Genomic DNA, 18,394 nt, shown 5'->3' with positions numbered 1-18,394 from the left:
TTCAGCTTCGCCACTACTACCGCCGGGGCCGCTGCGCGGCCCGATCGCGACACAAGGCCGCTCCTACAAAGGGACCGCGCTGAGCCTGAAAAATAAAAAACCCGCCTGCCGGTGAGGGCAGGCGGGTTTTGGCTACAGCAGCAGAATCAGTAAGACAGGCCGAAGTTTTCCTCGTCCATCGCCATCAGGTTGTTGGCACCCGACAGCATGGTCGCCACATGGGTGCGGGTACGCGGCAGGATGCGCTGGAAGTAGAAACGCGCCGTCTGCAGCTTGGCAGTGTAGAACGCCTCTTCGCTGGTGCCGGCTGCCAGTTTCTCGGCAGCCAGGCGGGCGATGTCGGCCCAGAAGTAGGCCAGGCAGGCGTAGCCGGAATACATCAGGTAATCGACCGAGGCCGCACCCACTTCTTCACGGTCCTTCATGGCAGCCATGCCCACTTTCATGGTCAGCTCGCCCCACTCCTTGTTGATCGCAGCCAGTGGCTCGACGAACTCCTTGAGCGTTTCGTTACCTTCCTGCGCCTGGCAGAACTTGTGCACGATCTTGGTGAAGCCCTTCAGTGCTTCGCCTTGGGTCATCAGCACCTTGCGGCCGAGCAGGTCGAGGGCCTGGATACCAGTGGTGCCTTCGTACAGCATCGAAATACGGCTGTCGCGCACGTTCTGCTCCATGCCCCACTCGGCGATGAAGCCGTGGCCGCCGTAGATCTGCACGCCGTGGTTGGCAGCCTCGAAACCGACTTCGGTCATGAACGCCTTGGCAATCGGGGTCAGGAACGCCAGCAGGGCGTCGGCCTTCTTGCGCTCTTCTTCGTCCTGGCTGTACTTGACGATGTCTACCTGCTTGGCGGTGAAGTACACCATTGCACGGTTGCCTTCAGCGAAGGCCTTCATGGTCAGCAGCATGCGACGCACGTCCGGGTGGACGATGATTGGGTCGGCAGCCTTGTCCGGCGCTTTCGGGCCAGTCAGGGAGCGCATCTGCAGGCGCTCACGGGCGTACTTCAGGCCACCCTGGAACGCCACTTCGGCGTGGGCCAGGCCTTGCAGCGCGGTACCCAGGCGAGCAGTGTTCATGAAGGTGAACATGCAGTTCAAGCCTTTGTTGGCCGGGCCGATCAGGTAGCCGGTAGCGGCGTCGAAGTTCATCACGCAGGTGGCGTTGCCGTGGATGCCCATCTTGTGTTCGATCGAGCCGCAGCTCACGCCGTTGCGCTCGCCTACGCCGCCCTCGGCGTTGGGCAGGAATTTCGGCACGATGAACAACGAGATACCCTTGGTGCCGGCCGGTGCATCCGGCAGGCGGGCCAGGACGATATGGACGATGTTGTCGGCCATGTCGTGTTCACCGGCCGAGATGAAGATCTTGGTGCCCGACACTTTGTAGCTGCCGTCGGCCTGTGGCTCGGCCTTGGTGCGCAGCATGCCCAGGTCGGTACCGCAGTGTGGCTCGGTCAGGCACATGGTGCCGGTCCATTCGCCGGACACCAGCTTGGTCAGGTAGGTGTGCTGCTGCTCGGCAGTACCGTGCGCAGAAATGGTGTTCATCGCGCCATGCGACAGGCCTGGGTACATGCCCCACGACCAGTTCGAACCACCGACCATTTCGCTCAGGGCCAGGCCCAGCGACTCCGGCAGGCCTTGGCCGCCGTGCTCGATGTCGTGCGCCAGGCTTGGCCAGCCGCCTTCGACGAACTGCTCGTATGCCGCCTTGAAGCCGGTTGGGGTTTTCACGCCCGATTCGCTCCAGGTGCAGCCTTCCTGGTCACCCACACGGTTCAGCGGCGACAGCACCTGCTCGCAGAACTTTGCGCCTTCTTCAAGGATCGCGTCGACCATGTCGGGCGTTGCGTCCTGGCAACCCGGCAGGCTCTGATAGTGCGCCTCGTAACCGAGCAGCTCGTCGCGAACGAAGCGGATATCACGCAAGGGGGCTTTGTAATCAGGCATTGCGATGAACCTCTAGGTGAGTTCTGTGGGGTGACTCGCGCAGGGCGCGCCGTCGATCAAACAGTTGTTTGAAACTTACGTTTAGCTCCGGCTTATGTCAAGGAGGGACTATGGTGCCATTTGCGCCACGAAAAATGGCAAATCAGCCAAGACACAACACAGCCCGTTGTAGGAGCGGGTTTACCCGCGAAGAGGCCAGCCAAGAAAACACTGTTGTCAGGGCTGACGCATTCGCGGGTAAACCCGCTCCTACAAGGGCAGGCGCTGAAATAGGGGAGTACGCCAGGGTTCAGGCGTAGGTATCGATGATCCGGCCGAGCATTTCGTCGGATGCCTTGACGACTTTTGCGCCAAGGTCGACCTCGGTCTTGCCCACCGCCTGTTGCACGATGCTGGTGGCGAGGTCCATTTGCTGGCTGCGGTCGACCGCGCGCAGGCGCTCGGCCTGAAAATCGCTGGACTGGCTGGTGGCGTTGCGTTCGGCGCTGGTGTTGGCGATCTGGCCGGCGGCCTGATCGATGCGGTTCTGGCCGGCCTGGATTGCACTCAGGCCCGCGTAGTAGGCGGAGCTACCGGTGATTTCCATGTCAGGACTCCATTGACGCTGAATAGGAACACGGCCAATTAAAGCAGGCCAAGTGGGAAAAGGCCCGTTTAAATCGCTAATGGCCTGGTGCCAGTTGATAGGCCTTGGGTATTTCAGCCTGGGCTATGGCTCTACCGGCCTGCACGGTCCCTGAGCGGCCTTGCGTCGCGAAAGGGCTGCAGAGCAGCCCTAGCAATTTGTGCATCTGCGCTGAGTCCTTGGGGCTGCTTCGCAGCCCTTTCGCGACGCAAGGCCGCTCCTACAAGGGATCGCGTTAACCGATGAGACGCTGGCAGACTGCAAAAAACCTAATCCAGCAAATCCAGCTGCAAATGCTCAGCCACCATATCGGCACTGGCCTGCTTCAGCTTGGGCACCCGCCCCAGGCACGGCGCCGGCAAGCGCTCGGCCAGGCTGGCCAGGTTCTCTTCCAGCCGTGAAGTACGCGGCTCGATGATGTTCGCCACCCACCCCGCCAACTGCAGGCCATCGCGCTCTATCGCCTCGGCACTGAGCAAGGCATGGCTGATACACCCCAGCCGCACCCCCACCACCAGAATCACCGGCAACTGCAAAGCCACGGCCAGGTCTGACAGGTTCTCCAGCCCCGACAACGGCACCCGCCAGCCCCCAGCCCCCTCGACCAACGTGAAATCGGCATTTTGTTGCAGCACATTGCGCATCGCCGCCAGCAACGCCGGCACGCCCAGCGTCACCCCCGCCTCACGCGCCGCCACATGCGGCGCAATCGCAGGCTCGAAGGCAAACGGGTTGACCTGCTCATACGGCAGCTTGATCGTGCTTTCATCGATCAGCGCCTGGGCATCGCTGTTGCGCAATCCTTTAGCCGTCATCGTGCAGCCAGAGGCCACCGGCTTTGCGCCCAGTGTGCTCATGCCCTGCAAGCGCGCCGCATGCAACAGCCCGGCGGCGATGGTGGTCTTGCCGACATCGGTGTCGGTACCGGCAATGAAATAGGCCTGGCTCATCTCGCTCCCCTTACGCCTGTGGCTTGCGCAACACACCATAGACCACCTGATAGGTGGCTGGCAGCCCTGCAGGCTGGCGAAATGCTTCATAGGCCTGCAACAAGACCTGCATACGCGCCCGGCCGGTAAGGCCGGAAGGCCGCCCCGGGTTGAGATTGTGCGCGCCCAACGCCTTCAGTTCGTGGGTCAGGCTGCGAACATCCGGGTAATGCAACACATGCGGGCAGCGTTGCAACTCAAGCTGTTCTAAGCCGCTGCCGGCACACAGCCGCTGGTAGTCCTCGAAACGGCGGAAGCGGTTTACATGCACCAGGCCATCGACCGCCTGCCAGCTGGCACGCAGTTCGTCGAGGGTTCCCACGCACAGGCTGCTGAAGGCCAGCACGCCGCCCGGGCGCAGAACCCGCAGCGCCTCGGCCAGCACACTGGCGAACGAGTCGCACCATTGCACGGCCAGGCTGGTAAACACCAGGTCGACGCTGGCATCGCGCAATGGCAAACGCTCGGCGTCGCCGGCCACGTGGTAGTGCGCCCCGCTTTGTTCATTGCGGGCATGGCGCAGCATGCCTTCGGCGATATCCACCGCCACACCGCTGGACTGGGCGAAACGTTCGGCCAGGATGCGGCTGAAATGGCCGGTACCGCTGCCCAGGTCCAGCCAGCGCGAGGGCTGCAAGCCTGCCGGCAGTTGCCCCAACAGGCTCAAACCCACGGCGCGCTGCAACGCGGCCACGCTGTCGTAGCTGGCTGCAGCGCGGGAGAACGAAGCCGCGACCTGGCGTTTGTCAGGCAGTGCCCCGGGCAGGGTCGGACGGGAAAGGTCAGTCATCGCCACTCTCATGCAGGAAAATCTTGATGCCCGCCGCCAGCTCCTGCGGGTACTCCAGCAGGAAGGCGTGGGAACTGTCTTCGACCAGGCCCACTTCCACATCCGGCAGCAGCTCGCTCAAGGCCTTGGCTGCCTCGGCCGGCACCAGCGCATCGCTGCCGGCGAACAGGTGCAGCTGGGGGCCGCTGTAGGCCTGCAGCGCTTCGCGGGTATCCAGCTTGGCCAGCACCTCAAGGCCGGTGGCCAGGTACAGCGGGTCGGTGTCCGGTACGCCGACACCCAGCTGGCGCAACAAGGTTCGCGGTTGCTGGGCGCCATCGCTGCACAGGCTGCGAAAGCGCTTGAGGGTGACCTGGGTATGGCTGCGACAGCCATCGAGGAAGGTGCTGAAGGTGTCTTCGGCCATGCCATGCGGCCAGTCCGCGCGGGCAACGAAACGGGGGTTGCTGGCCAGGGTCAGCAACCCGCAGCAGTGGTCGCCACGCTTGTGTGCCAGGGCGCTGGCGAGCATGCCGCCCAATGACCAGCCGCCTAGCCAGACATCACCCGGCAGCTTGCGGTCGAGGTGTTCAAGCCAGGCCTCAACATCGCTGTGGGGCAATTCCGGCAGGGGCATCAGCTCTACCTGCAGGCGGGCATCCTGGGCACGCAGGCTGGCGGCCAGCGGTTGCAGTGAGGCAGTGCCCAGGCCCCAGCCGGGCAGCAATACAAGACGATTACGCATCGGCGTTCTCCAACTGTGGATAACACTCGGCCAATGCATTTAACAATAGCTGCACCTGCGCCTGGCTGTGTGCGGCGCTCAGCGTCACCCGCAGACGGGCACTGCCCGCCGGCACGGTCGGCGGGCGGATGGCGGTGACCAGCAAGCCGCGCTCGCGCAACATGCGCGACAGGCGCAGGGCCTGCGCACTGTCGCCAATCACGATCGGCTGGATCGGTGTGGGGCTGTCCATCAGTTCCAGGCCGATCTGCTGCGCGCCTTCACGGAACTGCCGAATCAACGCGGCCAGATGCTCGCGGCGCCAGCTTTCGCGGCGCAGCAGCTCCAGGCTCTTCAGCGTGGCGCAGGCCAGTGCCGGTGGCTGGCTGGTGGTGTAGATGTAGGGGCGGGCGAACTGCACCAGCGCCTCGATCAGTTCCTCGCTGCCGGCAACAAAGGCACCGGAAGTACCGCAGGCCTTGCCCAATGTGCCGATCAGCACCGGCACGTCATTCATGCCCAGGCCGAAGTGCTCGACAATGCCGCCACCTTGGGCACCGAGGGTGCCCAGGCCATGCGCATCGTCAACCATCAGCCAGGCGCCACGGGCCCGGGCAACCTCGGCCAGCGCCGGCAGGTCGGCGAGGTCGCCGTCCATGCTGAACACACCGTCAGTCACCACCAGGGTGTTGCCGACCGCCTTGTCCAGGCGGCTGGCCAGGCTGGCAGGGTCGTTGTGCAGGTAACGGTTGAAACGGGCGCCGCTAAGCAGCCCGCCATCCAGCAGCGAGGCGTGGTTCAGGCGGTCTTGCAGCACCGTGTCGCCCTGCCCCACCAGCGCGGTGATGGCGCCGAGGTTGGCCATGTAGCCGGTGGAGAACAACAGCGCACGCGGGCGCCCGGTGAGTTCGGCCAACGCCTCTTCCACCTGGTGGTGCGGCGTGCTGTGGCCAATCACCAAGTGCGAGGCGCCGCCACCGACACCCCAGCGTTCGGCGCCGGCCTGCCAGGCGGCGATCACCTCAGGGTGATTGGCCAGGCCCAGGTAGTCATTGCTGCAGAACGCCAGCAAACGCTGACCATCCACGACCACTTCCGGGCCCTGCGGGCTTTCCAGCAGTGGCCGCTGCCGATACAGGTCTGCGGCGCGCCGTTCGGCCAGGCGCGCCGCCAGGTCAAAGGCCATCTCAGGCCGACGCGGCGTTGTAGAACATCTCGCTGCTGCGCTGCTCGACCAGCGCCTGTTCAATGGCGGCCTGGTGCACTTCGTCGGCGTGCTCTTCACGCGCTTCGGGCTTGATGCCCAGGCGCGCGAACAGCTGCATGTCCTTGTCGGCCTGCGGGTTGGCAGTGGTCAGCAGTTTTTCGCCGTAGAAGATCGAGTTGGCGCCGGCCATGAAGGCCAGGGCCTGCATCTGTTCGTTCATCTGCTCGCGGCCGGCAGACAGGCGCACGTGCGACTTGGGCATCAACAGGCGAGCCACGGCCAGCATGCGGATGAAGTCGAACGGGTCGACGTCTTCTTCCTCGGCCAGCGGCGTACCGGCGACCTTGACCAGCATGTTGATCGGCACCGATTCCGGATGCTCGGGCAGGTTGGCCAGCTGGATCAACAGCCCGGCGCGGTCGTCCAGCGACTCGCCCATGCCAAGGATGCCGCCGGAGCAGATCTTCATCCCGGCATCGCGCACGTAGGCCAGGGTCTGCAGGCGCTCGCTGTAGGTACGGGTAGTGATGATGCTGCCGTAGAACTCCGGCGAGGTGTCGAGGTTGTGGTTGTAGTAGTCCAGGCCGGCTTGGGCCAGGGCCGCAGTTTGCTCCTGGTCGAGCTTGCCTAGGGTCATGCAGGTTTCCAGGCCCATGGCCTTGACGCCTTTGACCATCTCCAGCACGTAGGGCATGTCTTTGGCCGACGGGTGTTTCCACGCCGCGCCCATGCAGAAGCGGGTGGAGCCGATGGCTTTGGCGCGGGCGGCCTCTTCCAGCACCTTCTGCACTTCCATCAGCTTCTGTTTTTCCAGCCCGGTGTTGTAGTGGCCGGACTGTGGACAATATTTGCAATCTTCCGGGCAGGCGCCGGTCTTGATCGACAACAGGGTGGAAACCTGTACGCGGTTCGGGTCGAAATGCGCGCGGTGCACGGTTTGCGCCTGGAACAGCAAGTCATTGAATGGTTGCTGGAACAGCGCCTTGACCTCGGCCAGGGACCAGTCGTGACGTGTTGTTGCAGTTGTGCTGGCGCTCATCGGCGTTTCCTTGTTTAGGCTGAAGCAGGCGCCGGGACAGGAAAGCCCGCCAGCGCATCACGGATAGCTCGCATAGTCATGGAAGGTCTATGAACTGTCAACCTTACTGGAAAAGACTGGTTTACAAGTGCTCACTTATTAATCAATTGTGTTTACTGTGTGATGAACCTGCCGGGCAGCACTACCCGCTGTGCACCGCCTGCGAACAGGAACTGCCCTGGCTGGGCGATCACTGCCAACATTGCGCGCTGCCCCTACCCATGGCTGGCCTTACCTGCGCCCAGTGTTGCCGGCGCTTGCCGGCCTTTGAGCAGGTTATTGCGCTGTGGCATTTCGGCTTCCCGGTGGACACGCTGATCAGCCGCTTCAAGCACAACCGACACTGGCCAATGGGGCGGCTGATGGCCGAGCTGCTTGGGCACGGAGTGCTGCACCGGTTTGCCGAGGGGCTGCCCCGCCCCGACCTGCTGTTGCCTGTGCCCCTGGCCAGGCGTCGACTGCGCGAGCGGGGGTTCAATCAGGCGGGAATGCTTGGGCGCTGGTTGTCAGCGCAGGTGGGGATACCTTGCAACGAAAGGTTGCTGCTGCGCACGCGCGAAACGCCGGCCCAGCAACGACTGGATGGCAAGGCACGGCAGCGCAATTTGCGCCAGGCCTTTGCGGTCGCGGGTGACGTGACGGGTAAACATGTCGCTATTGTCGATGATGTGCTGACCACCGGCGCCACGGCGCAGGCTATCGCCCGGGTGCTGCGCAAGGCGGGGGCGCAAAGGGTCGATGTGTATTGCCTGGCGCGTACGCCCAAGCCGGGGTATGTATGAGCATGCGCATCGCTCTGTGTAGGAGCGGCCTTGTGTCGCGATCGGGCTGCAAAGCAGCCCCAGCGCTCTCTGCCCGGGCAGAAACCCTGGGGCCGCTTCGCGCCCCTTTCGCGACACAAGGCCGCTCCTACACACTATCCACCTTCAGGCCCCACAACAACCGGATGCCCATGCCCCTACCCACCCTCCTCACCCAGCACATCGCCCGCCGCCCACAGCGCATCGCGCTGCTGCAGCACATCGCCGAACAAGGCTCGATCACCCGTGCTGCCAAGGCCGCAGGCATCAGCTACAAGGCCGCCTGGGACGCCATTGACGAGCTAAACAACCTGGCCAGCCAGCCCTTGGTCGAGCGCAGCACGGGTGGCCGCGGCGGTGGCGGTGCGCGCTTGTCGGCGGAAGGCGAGCGGGTGCTGCGCCTGTATCAACGGTTGCAGGCGTTGCAGGCACAAATCCTCGAGGCCGCTGAAGAGTCCAGCGACCTCGACCTGCTCGGGCGCTTGATGCTGCGCACCAGCGCGCGCAACCAGCTGCAGGGCCAGGTCAGCGGTTTGCGCCGTGAGGGCCGTTATGACCGGGTCAGTCTGGCACTGGGTGGCGGGCTGGAGATTGACGCGCTGATCACGCACGACAGCACCGCGCGGCTGGAGCTGACGCTGGGGACGACAGTGGTGGCGCTGCTCAAGGCAGGGTGGGTTCGGTTGCTGTCGGAGGGGGAAGAGGCTGAGGCGGGCAGCAATTACCTGCGGGCGACAGTGGAAGAAGTGTTGACGGAAGCGGGTGGGCCAAGTGAAGTCAGGTTGGCGCTGGGCAACGGTCAGACGTTGTGTGCCATTGCCGAGGCTGATTGGCTGGTCGGGCAGCAGGTGGTGGATGGCAGTGTCGTGCGGGTGCAGTTTCACCCCTCTTCTGTATTGATCGGGGTTCCTGCGTAGCCTGGCCGCGCTGTGCGCGGTTCGCGGGTAAACCCGCTCCCACAGGTACAGCACAGACTTTGGAACCTGCACAGAACCTGTGGGAGCGGGTTCACCCGCGAAGAGGCCAGCACAGGTATAACGCTGTACCATGGGCCCCATGCCGCTTACCCCCGGAGCCCCCATGTCCCACCCCTTCGACACCCTCACCCCCGACCTGGTCCTGGACGCCGTGGAAAGCATTGGCTTTCTCAGCGATGCCCGGGTGCTGGCCCTGAACAGCTATGAGAACCGCGTCTACCAGGTGGGCATCGAAGATGCGCAGCCACTGATCGCCAAGTTCTACCGCCCAGGCCGCTGGAGCGATGCGGCGATCCTCGAAGAGCACAGCTTCACCGCCGAACTGGCCGACTGCGAAGTACCGGTGGTGGCGCCCATGCAGCACGACGGCCGCACCCTGTTCGAACACCAGGGCTTCCGTTTCACCCTGTTCCCACGCCGTGGCGGCCACGCCCCGGAGCCGGGCAACCTCGACCAGCTGTACCGCCTCGGCCAACTGCTAGGCCGCCTGCATGCCGTGGGCGCCAGCAAACCGTTCGCGCACCGCGAAGCGCTGGCTGTGGACAACTTCGGCCATGCCTCGCTGAACACCTTGCTGGAGGGCGGTTTTGTCCCGCGCGAGCTGCTACCGGCGTTCGAGTCCGTGGCCCGCGACCTGCTCAAACGCGTCGAGGACATCTACGCGCGCACCCCGCACCAGCTCATTCGCCTGCATGGCGACCTGCACCCAGGCAACCTGATGCACCGCGACGAGGTGTATCACGTGGTCGACCTCGACGACTGCCGCATGGGCCCGGCGGTGCAGGACCTGTGGATGATGCTGGCCGGCAACCGCGACGAGCGCCTGGGGCAGTTGGCCGAACTGATCGACGGTTACAACGAGTTCCACGATTTCGACCCGCGCGAGCTGGCCTTGATGGAACCCTTGCGCGCCTTGCGCCAGCTGCACTACAGCGCCTGGCTGGCAAGGCGCTGGGACGACCCGGCATTCCCGCCCAGCTTCCCCTGGTTCGGCCAGCCACGCTACTGGGGCGACCAGATTCTCGCCCTGCGCGAACAAATGGCGGCACTGGATGAAGCACCGCTGAAATTGTTCTAGAAGCCTGCCCGCCTCTGTCTACAATAGGCGTCGCTTTATTTAGCTACCTAAGCAAGGATTCTGCATGCACGCCGCCAACCCGCGTCGCGGGTACATACTGGGCCTAAGCGCCTACATCATCTGGGGCCTGTTCCCGATTTACTTCAAGGCCATCCAGAGCGTCCCGGCGGTGGAGATCATCGTCCACCGGGTGCTCTGGTCGGCACTGTTCGGCTCGTTGCTGCTACTGGTGTGGAAGCACCCAGGCTGGTGGCGCGAACTGCGTGACAACCCGCGCCGGCTAGCCATCCTGGCCCTGAGCGGAGCGCTGATCGCCGGTAACTGGCTGACCTACGTGTGGTCGGTGAACAATGGCCGCATGCTCGAGGCCAGCCTGGGTTACTACATCAACCCGCTGATCAACGTGCTGCTGGGCATGCTGTTGCTTGGCGAACGCCTGCGCCGCCTGCAGTGGCTGGCGGTGGGCATGGCCGCTGTGGGCGTGGCTCAGCAGGTGTGGCAGGTGGGCAGCCTGCCATGGGTGTCGCTGGTGCTGGCGCTGAGCTTTGGCTTCTATGGGCTGATCCGCAAGCAGGCGCCGGTGGCGGCACTGCCGGGGCTGGTGGTAGAAACCTGGATGCTAGTGCCGCTGGCCCTTGGCTGGCTGTTGCTGCACCCGGCGGCGATGAGTGCCCAGGGCGCGTTCTACACCAGCAGCGAAGCGCTGTGGCTGATGGCCGCGGGGCCGGTGACGCTGGTACCGCTGGTGTGCTTCAACGCGGCGGCGCGGCATTTGCCGTATACCACGCTGGGCTTCCTGCAATACCTGGCGCCGACCCTGGTGTTGCTGCAGGCGGTGTTGCTGTTCGATGAGCACTTGTCGTCGAGCAACCTGGTGGCGTTCATGTTCATCTGGGCAGGTTTGGCGATTTACAGCGTCGATGCCTGGTGGAATTTGCGCAAGCGTAGCTGATCAAAAAACGATCAAAACTCTGCAGGCCATGTAGTTTGTGGGCTGCAGAGACATCTCCAGAGGTTATCCACACCCTCGTCCCCGTGCTTTGTGCACAAGGTGCTGATTTTTGGGTGTTTTTTGAGCAAATCTCTGCAGTAGGCGGATTGCCTGGGCTGGAGAGGTGAACCCCCAGGTTATCCACAGGGCCTTCCCCGGTATATCGGGATAACCGCAGGGGCCGCTTCGCGCCCCATCGCCGGCAAGCCAGCCCCCACAGGTACTGCACAGGCCTTGAAGGCTGCGCGCTCGATGTGGGAGCTGGCTTGCCGGCGATGGGCCGCGAAGCGGCCCCGGCAATCCCGAATCAATCCTCAGCCCGCAACTGCAACTCCACCATCAAGTCATCCGCCAGACTCTCCAGCCGCTGCTGCAGCTCATCCAGCGGTAAGGTCAACGGCAACGCCAACAACGCATCCGCATGAAACAACGGCTCACTGCTCATCGGCGCCGGCCGCACCTCTGTGGAAAACCGCTCGACGTTCACCCCCAGCTCAGCCAGCAAGCGGGTAATGTCCCGTACGATCCCCGCCCGGTCATTGCCCACCAACTCCATGGCAATCGGTTTCCAGGTGCACGACGGCTCGATGCCGCTTTCGGCAATCAGCACACGAATGTCATAGCGGGCCAGCCCTTGCAGCGACGCTACCAGTTCAGCGTAATTTTCAGCCGGCACCGCCACCCGCAGTATCCCGGCAAACTGCCCGGCCATGCGCGACATGCGGCTTTCCAGCCAGTTGCCGCTGTGGTCAGCAATGCACTGGGCAATGCGTTCGACCTGGCCGGCCTTGTCAGGGGCAATAACAGTCAGTACAAGATGATCCACAAGCCCTTCCTCGTGTCGGACCGCGCCGGGCGGCAGAAATCGGGGGATCGACTCAGTATAGGCAAGGCGCGGCAACCTGCCGCAGGGCACTCCGCACAACCAATCGTGTACTGTTTCAAGATTTATCTGGAACAATCCACCTGTTTTTTGCGAACATACCTACTCCCAGCGTGACCATACGCGACCAACGGGTCGCATAACGGCGCTTTTAGTCTGATTTTGCCCCGCCTACTGCTTCATGTAGTATCCCGTGGCGCGGACTACAAAACGTCGTTTGGATGTCTGCCAAGGCGCCTGTGAAAATACGCACACTGCCCGCCAGCTTGTCTGGCAGGCCGCACCCAGCCGCGCCCGGCACAACCCGGGAGCACGCACTGGTGCCGTGTTTAGAGAAGCGCTACAGGCTTAATACAGAAGAGCGAAATAGCTGAGCAGAGTGAGGCAAGCAATGACTGGATACGTTCAAGTCGGTGGCCTTCAGGTCGCCAAGGTCCTGTACGACTTCGTGAACAACGAAGCCATCCCCGGGACCGGCATCGTCGCCGAGCAGTTCTGGGCGGGTGCAGAGAAGATCATCAATGACCTCGCTCCAAAGAACAAAGCCCTGCTCGCCAAGCGCGACGAGCTGCAAGCCAAGATCGACGCCTACCACCAGGCACGCAAAGGCCAGGCCCACGACGCCGTAGCCTACAAAGCATTCCTCCAGGAAATCGGCTACCTGCTGCCACAAGCTGACGATTTCCAGGCCACCACCCAGAACGTGGACGAAGAAATCGCCCACATGGCCGGCCCACAGCTGGTTGTTCCGGTGATGAACGCCCGTTTCGCCCTGAACGCTGCCAACGCCCGCTGGGGTTCGCTGTATGACGCCCTGTATGGCACCGATGCCATCAGTGATGAAGGCGGCGCCGAAAAAGGCCAGGGTTACAACAAGCTGCGTGGCGACAAGGTCATCGCCTTCGCCCGCGCCTTCCTTGACGAAGCCGCGCCACTGGCAGCCGGCTCGCACGTCGACTCTACCGCCTACCGCATCGAAGGCGGCAAGCTGGTGGTTGCCCTGAAAGGCGGCAGCAACAGCGGCCTGCGTGACGACGCCCAGCTGATCGGCTTCCACGGCGACGCGGCGGCACCGACTGCCGTGCTGCTGAAACACAACGGCCTGCACTTCGAAATCCAGGTCGACGCCAGCACCCCGGTCGGTAGCACCGACGCCGCCGGCGTAAAAGACATCCTGATGGAATCGGCACTGACCACCATCATGGACTGCGAAGACTCGGTTGCCGCCGTCGACGCCGATGACAAGGTCATCGTCTACCGCAACTGGCTGGGCCTGATGAAAGGCGACCTGGCCGAAAGCGTGAGCAAAGGTGGCAAGACCTTCACCCGCACCATGAACCCGGACCGCGAGTACGCCGCGCCCAACGGCGGCAGCGTGACCCTGCATGGCCGTTCGCTGCTGTTCGTGCGCAACGTTGGCCACCTGATGACCAACCCGGCAGTGCTCGACGCCCAGGGCAACGAAATCCCTGAAGGCATCCAGGACGGCCTGTTCACCAACCTGATCGCCCTGCACAACCTCAACGGCAACACCAGCCGCAAGAACACCCGCAGCGGCAGCGTGTACATCGTCAAGCCGAAGATGCACGGCCCTGAAGAGGTGGCTTTTGCCGCCGAAATCTTTAGCCAGGTCGAAGACCTGCTGGGCATGCCGCGTAACACCGTCAAGGTCGGCATCATGGACGAGGAGCGCCGTACCACGGTGAACCTCAAGTCGTGCATCAAGGCCGCCGCCGAGCGCGTAGCGTTCATCAATACCGGCTTCCTCGACCGCACTGGCGATGAAATTCACACCTCGATGGAAGCCGGCGCCGTCGTGCGCAAGGGTGCCATGAAAAACGAGAAGTGGATCGGCGCCTACGAGAACAACAACGTCGACGTCGGCCTGGCCACCGGCCTGCAAGGCCGTGCGCAGATCGGCAAGGGCATGTGGGCCATGCCGGACCTGATGGCCGCCATGCTCGAGCAGAAAATTGCCCACCCGCTGGCCGGTGCCAACACCGCCTGGGTGCCGTCGCCAACGGCTGCCACCCTGCACGCCCTGCACTACCACAAGGTGGACGTTCAGGCGCGTCAGCGTGAACTGGCCTCGCGTACCCCGGCTTCGGTCGACGACATCCTGGCCATCCCGCTGGCTGCCGACACCAACTGGTCGGCCGAAGAGATCCGCAACGAGCTGGACAACAACGCCCAGGGCATCCTGGGCTATGTGGTGCGCTGGATCGACCAGGGTGTGGGTTGCTCGAAAGTGCCGGACATCAACAACGTCGGCCTGATGGAAGACCGCGCCACCCTGCGTATTTCGGCCCAGCTGCTGGCCAACTGGCTGCGCCATGGCGTGGTCAGCCAGGAGCAGGTGCTGGAAAGCCTCAAGCGCATGGCGGTGGTGGTGGACCAGCAGAACGCCGGTGATGCCTTGTACCGCCCGATGGCGCCGAACTTTGACGACAACGTCGCATTCCAGGCGGCTGTGGAGCTGGTGGTTGAGGGTGGCAAGCAGCCAAACGGTTATACCGAGCCGGTATTGCACCGCCGTCGTCGCGAGTTCAAGGCGCGTAACGGGTTGTAAGTAACACCTGCGACCGGGGGCCGCTTTGCGGCCAAATCGCGACACAAGGCCGCTCCTACAAGGGTACGCATTCCCCTGTAGGAGCGGCCTTGTGTCGCGATCGGGCTGCAAAGCAGCCCCACTCATGCACTACTCGATCTTCAACTCTTTCTTCACCAGCTCCAGCAGCTTGTCCAGATCCACCGGCTTGAGCAGGAAGTCCACCACCCCCAGGTGCATCACATCCACCGCCTCTTTCACATCGGTGTCGCCTGACACCACGATGATCGACAACGCCGCCCACTTCGACTCACGTATCTGACGGATCAAGTCCATTCCGTCCCAGGGCTCCATACGCAGATCTGTGATCATCAGTGCGATCCTAGGCTCCCAGTGCAACTTCCATAATGCTTCCTGGGCTCCGTCGGCGATCATGCTGTCGATACCCCTGCTTTTCAGGAAATAGCCAAGGGCCTCACCGTTCACTGGATTGTCATCAACGATCAGCACCAACGGCCTGGGCGCCACAGGCGCACTCACCACAGCCAATGCCTCGCGCTCGTCGTCGCTCAAAATGTCGCGTTGCTCAGGCATGGTCATCTCGTCAAAAAAAATTCCGCTTCAGCTGTAGGACCGCAGATCTTGCGTAACCCGTTTCGCCTTTCGTCGGGTATTTGACAGGGGCGCTCATAGACTTACGTCCAATGGGCACCACCCCGCCGCAAGCCGACCATGGAGGCAGAGAACAACATGGCCGGCACCTATATATAGATATATATAGTTCGGCATAGCGATACGGTCAGTTTCATGAGCAAAAAGGACGCCTACAGCCAGGCGGGCAGGACGGCAGTGCTGCAGAACATCCAGGGCACGCTGCAGTTCCTGCAGCGTTTTCCACCGTTCAACCAGATGGAGCACAGCCACTTGGCCTTTCTGGTCGAGCAATGCCAGCTGCGCTTCTATGCCTGCGGCGAAAGCATCGTCAAGCCTGCCGACGGCCCGGTCGAGCACTTCTACATCGTCAAGCAGGGCCGGGTGGTTGGCGAGCGCCAGCACCTGCTCAAGCCAGGGGTCGAGACCACCTTCGAAATCACCAGCGGCGAATGCTTCCCGCTGGCCGCACTGTTGGGCGAGCGGGCTACCCGCACCGAGCACTTGGCCGGGGAAGATACCTTCTGCCTGCAATTGAACAAGGCGGCCTTCATCCGCGTGTTCTCGATGTCTGAAGTGTTTCGGGATTTTGCCCTGCGTGGGGTCAGCAGCCTGCTTGACCAGGTCAACCAGCAGGTACGCCAGCGCGCGGTGGAAACCCTTGGCACCCAATACTCGCTGAACACGCCGCTGGGTGAGCTGGCCATGCGTCACCCGGTGGTGTGCAGCGCCGATACGCCGCTGCGCGAAGCCGTGCGGCTGATGCACGAGCAGCAGGTGGGCAGCATTGTGGTGATCGACCCACAGCGTTACCCCATCGGCATTTTCACCCTGCGCGACCTGCGCCAGGTGGTGGCTGCCGAAGATGCCGACCTGCACGCACCGATCGAGCGGCACATGACCGCCAAGCCGTTCTACCTCAGCCCACAGGCCAGTGCCTTCGATGCCGCCATGGCCATGACCGAGCGGCATATCGCCCACGTGTGCCTGGTGGAAAACCGCCGCCTGTGCGGGGTGGTTTCCGAGCGCGACCTGTTCTCGCTGCAGCGGGTCGACCTGGTGCACCTGGCGCGCACCATTCGCCATGCGCCACGCCTGGATACCCTGGTTTCGCTGCGTGGGGAAATCAGCCAACTGGTCGAGCGCATGCTCGCCCACGGCGCGTCGTCTACACAGATTACCCAAATTATCACCCTGCTTAACGACCACACCGTGTGCCGCGTGATCGAACTGGCCCTGGCCGAACGCGGCGACCCGGGCGTGCCGTTCAGCTGGCTGTGCTTTGGCAGCGAAGGGCGCCGCGAGCAGACCCTGCACACCGACCAGGACAACGGCATCCTTTTCGAAGCCGTGGACAAAACCGAGGCCGACGCCATCCGCGCCCGCCTGTTGCCACTGGCGCAGTACATCAACCAGTGCCTGGCCCAATGCGGTTTCACCCTGTGCAGGGGCAATGTCATGGCCGGCAACCCTGAGCTTTGCCTGTCGCGCAGCGAATGGGCGCGGCGCTTTGCCGGTTTTGTTCGCGAAGCCAGCCCCGAAAACCTGCTGGGTTCGAGTATCTACTTTGACTTGCGGGTAGTCTGGGGCGACGAGCAAGGTTGCGAACAGCTGCGCCAGGGGCTGCTGCAGCAGGTAGCCGACAACCGCATCTTCCAGCGCATGATGGCCGACAACGCCCTGCGCCAGCGCCCACCGGTGGGCCGCCTGCGCGAGTTCGTGCTGACCCGCCAGGGCAACGACAAGGCCGCCACCCTCGACCTCAAGGTTCAGGGCCTGACCCCCTTCGTCGACGGTGCCCGTTTGTTGGCCCTGGCCAATGGTGTCGAGGCCTGCAATACCCTGGAACGCCTGCGCCAGCTGGTGGCCAAGGGCGTGATAGAGCCGCTGGACGGCGCAGCCTATGAAGAGGCCTACCATTTCATCCAGCAAACCCGCATGCAGCAACACCAACGCCAGACCCGCGACAACCTGCCGTACTCCAACCGTCTCGACCCGGATAGCCTCAACCACCTCGACCGGCGCATCCTGCGCGAGTCGCTGCGCCAGGCCCAGCGCCTGCAAAGCAGCCTGGCCTTGCGGTACCAGCTATGAGCCTGTTCGCCTGGCTGCGGCCCAACACGCCCGCGCTGGACCACGCCACACGCCAGCGCCTGGCACGCCAGCCAAAGCCCGCGCCACTGGGTGTATGCAGCTTGCGCGAGCAGCGCTGGGTGGTACTGGACCTGGAAACCAGCGGGCTCAACCCCAACCGCGACCAGGTACTGTCGATCGGTGCGGTGGCGATCGAGGACGGCGCCATCGACTTTGCCCAACAGTTCGAGCGCACCCTGTGCCGGCCATTGCTGAAAACCAACGCCAGCGTGCTGATCCACGGGCTGGGGCCGAGCGCACTGGCTGCCGGTTGCGACCCGGCCGACGCGTTGCTGGATTTACTCGATTTCATTGGCGAAAGCCCGGTGCTGGCGTTTCACGCCCCCTTCGACCAGCGCATGCTGGCGCGGGCGCTGAAGGAGAGCCTGGGTTACCGCTTGCAGTCGCCGTTCCTGGATGTGGCCGAGCTGGCGCCGATGCTCAACCCCGACACCGTGTTGCGTGAGGCCGGCCTGGATGACTGGGTGACGCGCTTCGGCCTGCAGGTGGAAGAGCGCCACCATGCCAGTGCCGATGCCCAGGTAACTGCCGAGCTGGCGCTGATCCTGTTCAGCCAGGCCCGGCGCCAGCAGCTGGACAGCCCGTTGCAGCTGGATCAGCGGCTGCGCCAGTGGCGGCGGCGCAAGGTGCAGAGTCACGGGTTGTAGGGCGTGGGTTATGTGGCGCCTGTGAGATCGAGCGCCGCCCGCGCGGCGCTTCGCGGGGCGAGCCCGCTCCCACATCTGTTTCGGGCCAGTTATTCCTGTGCCAGGTGGGTTGCAGCCTTGGTGCATGGCTGGAGATTGATTAAAAGCTGCGATGCAACCTTCGATATCGAAAGGAACAGACAAAGCGGACAGAGGTGAACTCACAGGAGTGACTGGCCCGAAACAAATGTGGGAGCGGGCTTGCCCTAATGCCAGTCAGTTAAGACTGCCGGGGCTGCTGTGCAGCCCATCGCCGGCAAGCCAGCTCCCACACCGACCGCA

Annotated in this window: 15 protein-coding genes and 1 pseudogene; 7 read left to right on the top strand and 9 right to left on the bottom strand. The window is 63.4% G+C overall.

Annotated elements, in window-relative coordinates:
- Positions 1-146: 146 nt before the first annotated feature.
- From ACI2KG_RS18055 to bioB, 7 genes are all read right to left on the bottom strand, one after another.
- Positions 147-1,952 carry a phenylacyl-CoA dehydrogenase gene (locus ACI2KG_RS18055; RefSeq protein ID WP_404662808.1) on the bottom strand — a complete coding sequence of 602 codons (1,806 nt, stop codon included), beginning with the start codon at positions 1,950-1,952 and terminating at the stop codon, positions 147-149.
- Between the two features lie 289 nt (positions 1,953-2,241).
- A complete protein-coding gene (locus tag ACI2KG_RS18050; RefSeq protein ID WP_404662807.1) occupies positions 2,242-2,538 on the bottom strand; it encodes a pyrroloquinoline quinone biosynthesis protein PqqE in 297 nt (98 codons plus the stop codon).
- 308 nt (positions 2,539-2,846) lie between these two features.
- On the bottom strand, positions 2,847-3,527 hold the full coding sequence (bioD, locus tag ACI2KG_RS18045; protein WP_404662806.1) for a dethiobiotin synthase: 681 nt from the start codon (positions 3,525-3,527) through the stop codon (positions 2,847-2,849).
- Between the two features lie 10 nt (positions 3,528-3,537).
- The gene (gene bioC, locus ACI2KG_RS18040) at positions 3,538-4,356 is read right to left on the bottom strand and encodes a malonyl-ACP O-methyltransferase BioC (protein WP_404662805.1); all 819 of its coding nucleotides are present in this window, start codon (positions 4,354-4,356) and stop codon (positions 3,538-3,540) included.
- Positions 4,349-5,080, bottom strand: a complete 732-nt coding sequence (locus tag ACI2KG_RS18035) for an alpha/beta fold hydrolase (protein WP_404662804.1) — start codon at positions 5,078-5,080, stop codon at positions 4,349-4,351. The genes bioC and ACI2KG_RS18035 overlap by 8 nt, the downstream gene beginning before the upstream one ends.
- Positions 5,073-6,245, bottom strand: a complete 1,173-nt coding sequence (bioF, locus tag ACI2KG_RS18030; protein ID WP_404662803.1) for an 8-amino-7-oxononanoate synthase — start codon at positions 6,243-6,245, stop codon at positions 5,073-5,075. Before bioF ends, ACI2KG_RS18035 begins: the two co-directional genes overlap by 8 nt.
- A gap of 1 nt (position 6,246) precedes the next feature.
- Positions 6,247-7,305, bottom strand: a complete 1,059-nt coding sequence (gene bioB, locus ACI2KG_RS18025; protein WP_016497669.1) for a biotin synthase BioB — start codon at positions 7,303-7,305, stop codon at positions 6,247-6,249.
- Positions 7,306-7,394: 89 nt separating this feature from the next.
- Here bioB and ACI2KG_RS18020 point away from each other — a divergent pair, with 89 nt between their 5' ends.
- The 4 genes from ACI2KG_RS18020 (at position 7,395) to rarD (ending at position 11,151) form a co-directional block, all read left to right on the top strand.
- Positions 7,395-8,126, top strand: coding sequence for a phosphoribosyltransferase family protein (locus ACI2KG_RS18020; RefSeq protein ID WP_404662802.1), 732 nt, complete (start codon positions 7,395-7,397; stop codon positions 8,124-8,126).
- 170 nt (positions 8,127-8,296) lie between these two features.
- Entirely contained in the window at positions 8,297-9,061 is a 765-nt protein-coding gene (locus tag ACI2KG_RS18015; RefSeq protein ID WP_404662801.1) for a TOBE domain-containing protein, read from the top strand.
- 163 nt (positions 9,062-9,224) lie between these two features.
- Complete coding sequence (locus ACI2KG_RS18010) at positions 9,225-10,199, top strand: serine/threonine protein kinase (RefSeq protein WP_404662800.1); 975 nt, start codon at positions 9,225-9,227, stop codon at positions 10,197-10,199.
- A gap of 64 nt (positions 10,200-10,263) precedes the next feature.
- Positions 10,264-11,151, top strand: coding sequence for an EamA family transporter RarD (rarD, locus tag ACI2KG_RS18005; protein ID WP_400616943.1), 888 nt, complete (start codon positions 10,264-10,266; stop codon positions 11,149-11,151).
- 346 nt (positions 11,152-11,497) lie between these two features.
- Here the strand turns inward: rarD and ACI2KG_RS18000 are convergent, their stop codons facing one another.
- Positions 11,498-12,016: a glycine cleavage system protein R gene (locus ACI2KG_RS18000; RefSeq protein ID WP_404662799.1), complete on the bottom strand. Its 519-nt coding sequence runs from the start codon at positions 12,014-12,016 to the stop codon at positions 11,498-11,500.
- Positions 12,017-12,464: 448 nt separating this feature from the next.
- Between ACI2KG_RS18000 and ACI2KG_RS17995 the strand changes: the two genes are divergently transcribed.
- On the top strand, positions 12,465-14,642 hold the full coding sequence (locus ACI2KG_RS17995; RefSeq protein WP_201203950.1) for a malate synthase G: 2,178 nt from the start codon (positions 12,465-12,467) through the stop codon (positions 14,640-14,642).
- A 129-nt stretch (positions 14,643-14,771) separates the two neighbouring features.
- Here the strand turns inward: ACI2KG_RS17995 and ACI2KG_RS17990 are convergent.
- Positions 14,772-15,312: pseudogene (locus ACI2KG_RS17990) on the bottom strand (response regulator).
- A gap of 116 nt (positions 15,313-15,428) precedes the next feature.
- Between ACI2KG_RS17990 and ACI2KG_RS17985 the strand changes: the two are divergent.
- Entirely contained in the window at positions 15,429-17,366 is a 1,938-nt protein-coding gene (locus ACI2KG_RS17985; RefSeq protein ID WP_404662798.1) for a putative nucleotidyltransferase substrate binding domain-containing protein, read from the top strand.
- Positions 17,363-18,073 (top strand): PolC-type DNA polymerase III, encoded by a 711-nt coding sequence (locus ACI2KG_RS17980; protein WP_404662797.1) that lies wholly within the window; start codon positions 17,363-17,365, stop codon positions 18,071-18,073. The genes ACI2KG_RS17985 and ACI2KG_RS17980 overlap by 4 nt, the downstream gene beginning before the upstream one ends.
- Positions 18,074-18,394 lie beyond the last annotated feature (321 nt).

Source organism: Pseudomonas sp. NPDC089407 (genome assembly GCF_044900445.1).
Classification (GTDB): Bacteria; Pseudomonadota; Gammaproteobacteria; order Pseudomonadales; family Pseudomonadaceae; genus Aquipseudomonas.
Note: the sequence above shows the minus strand (reverse complement) of the source record. Positions and strands in the feature narration are given on the sequence as shown.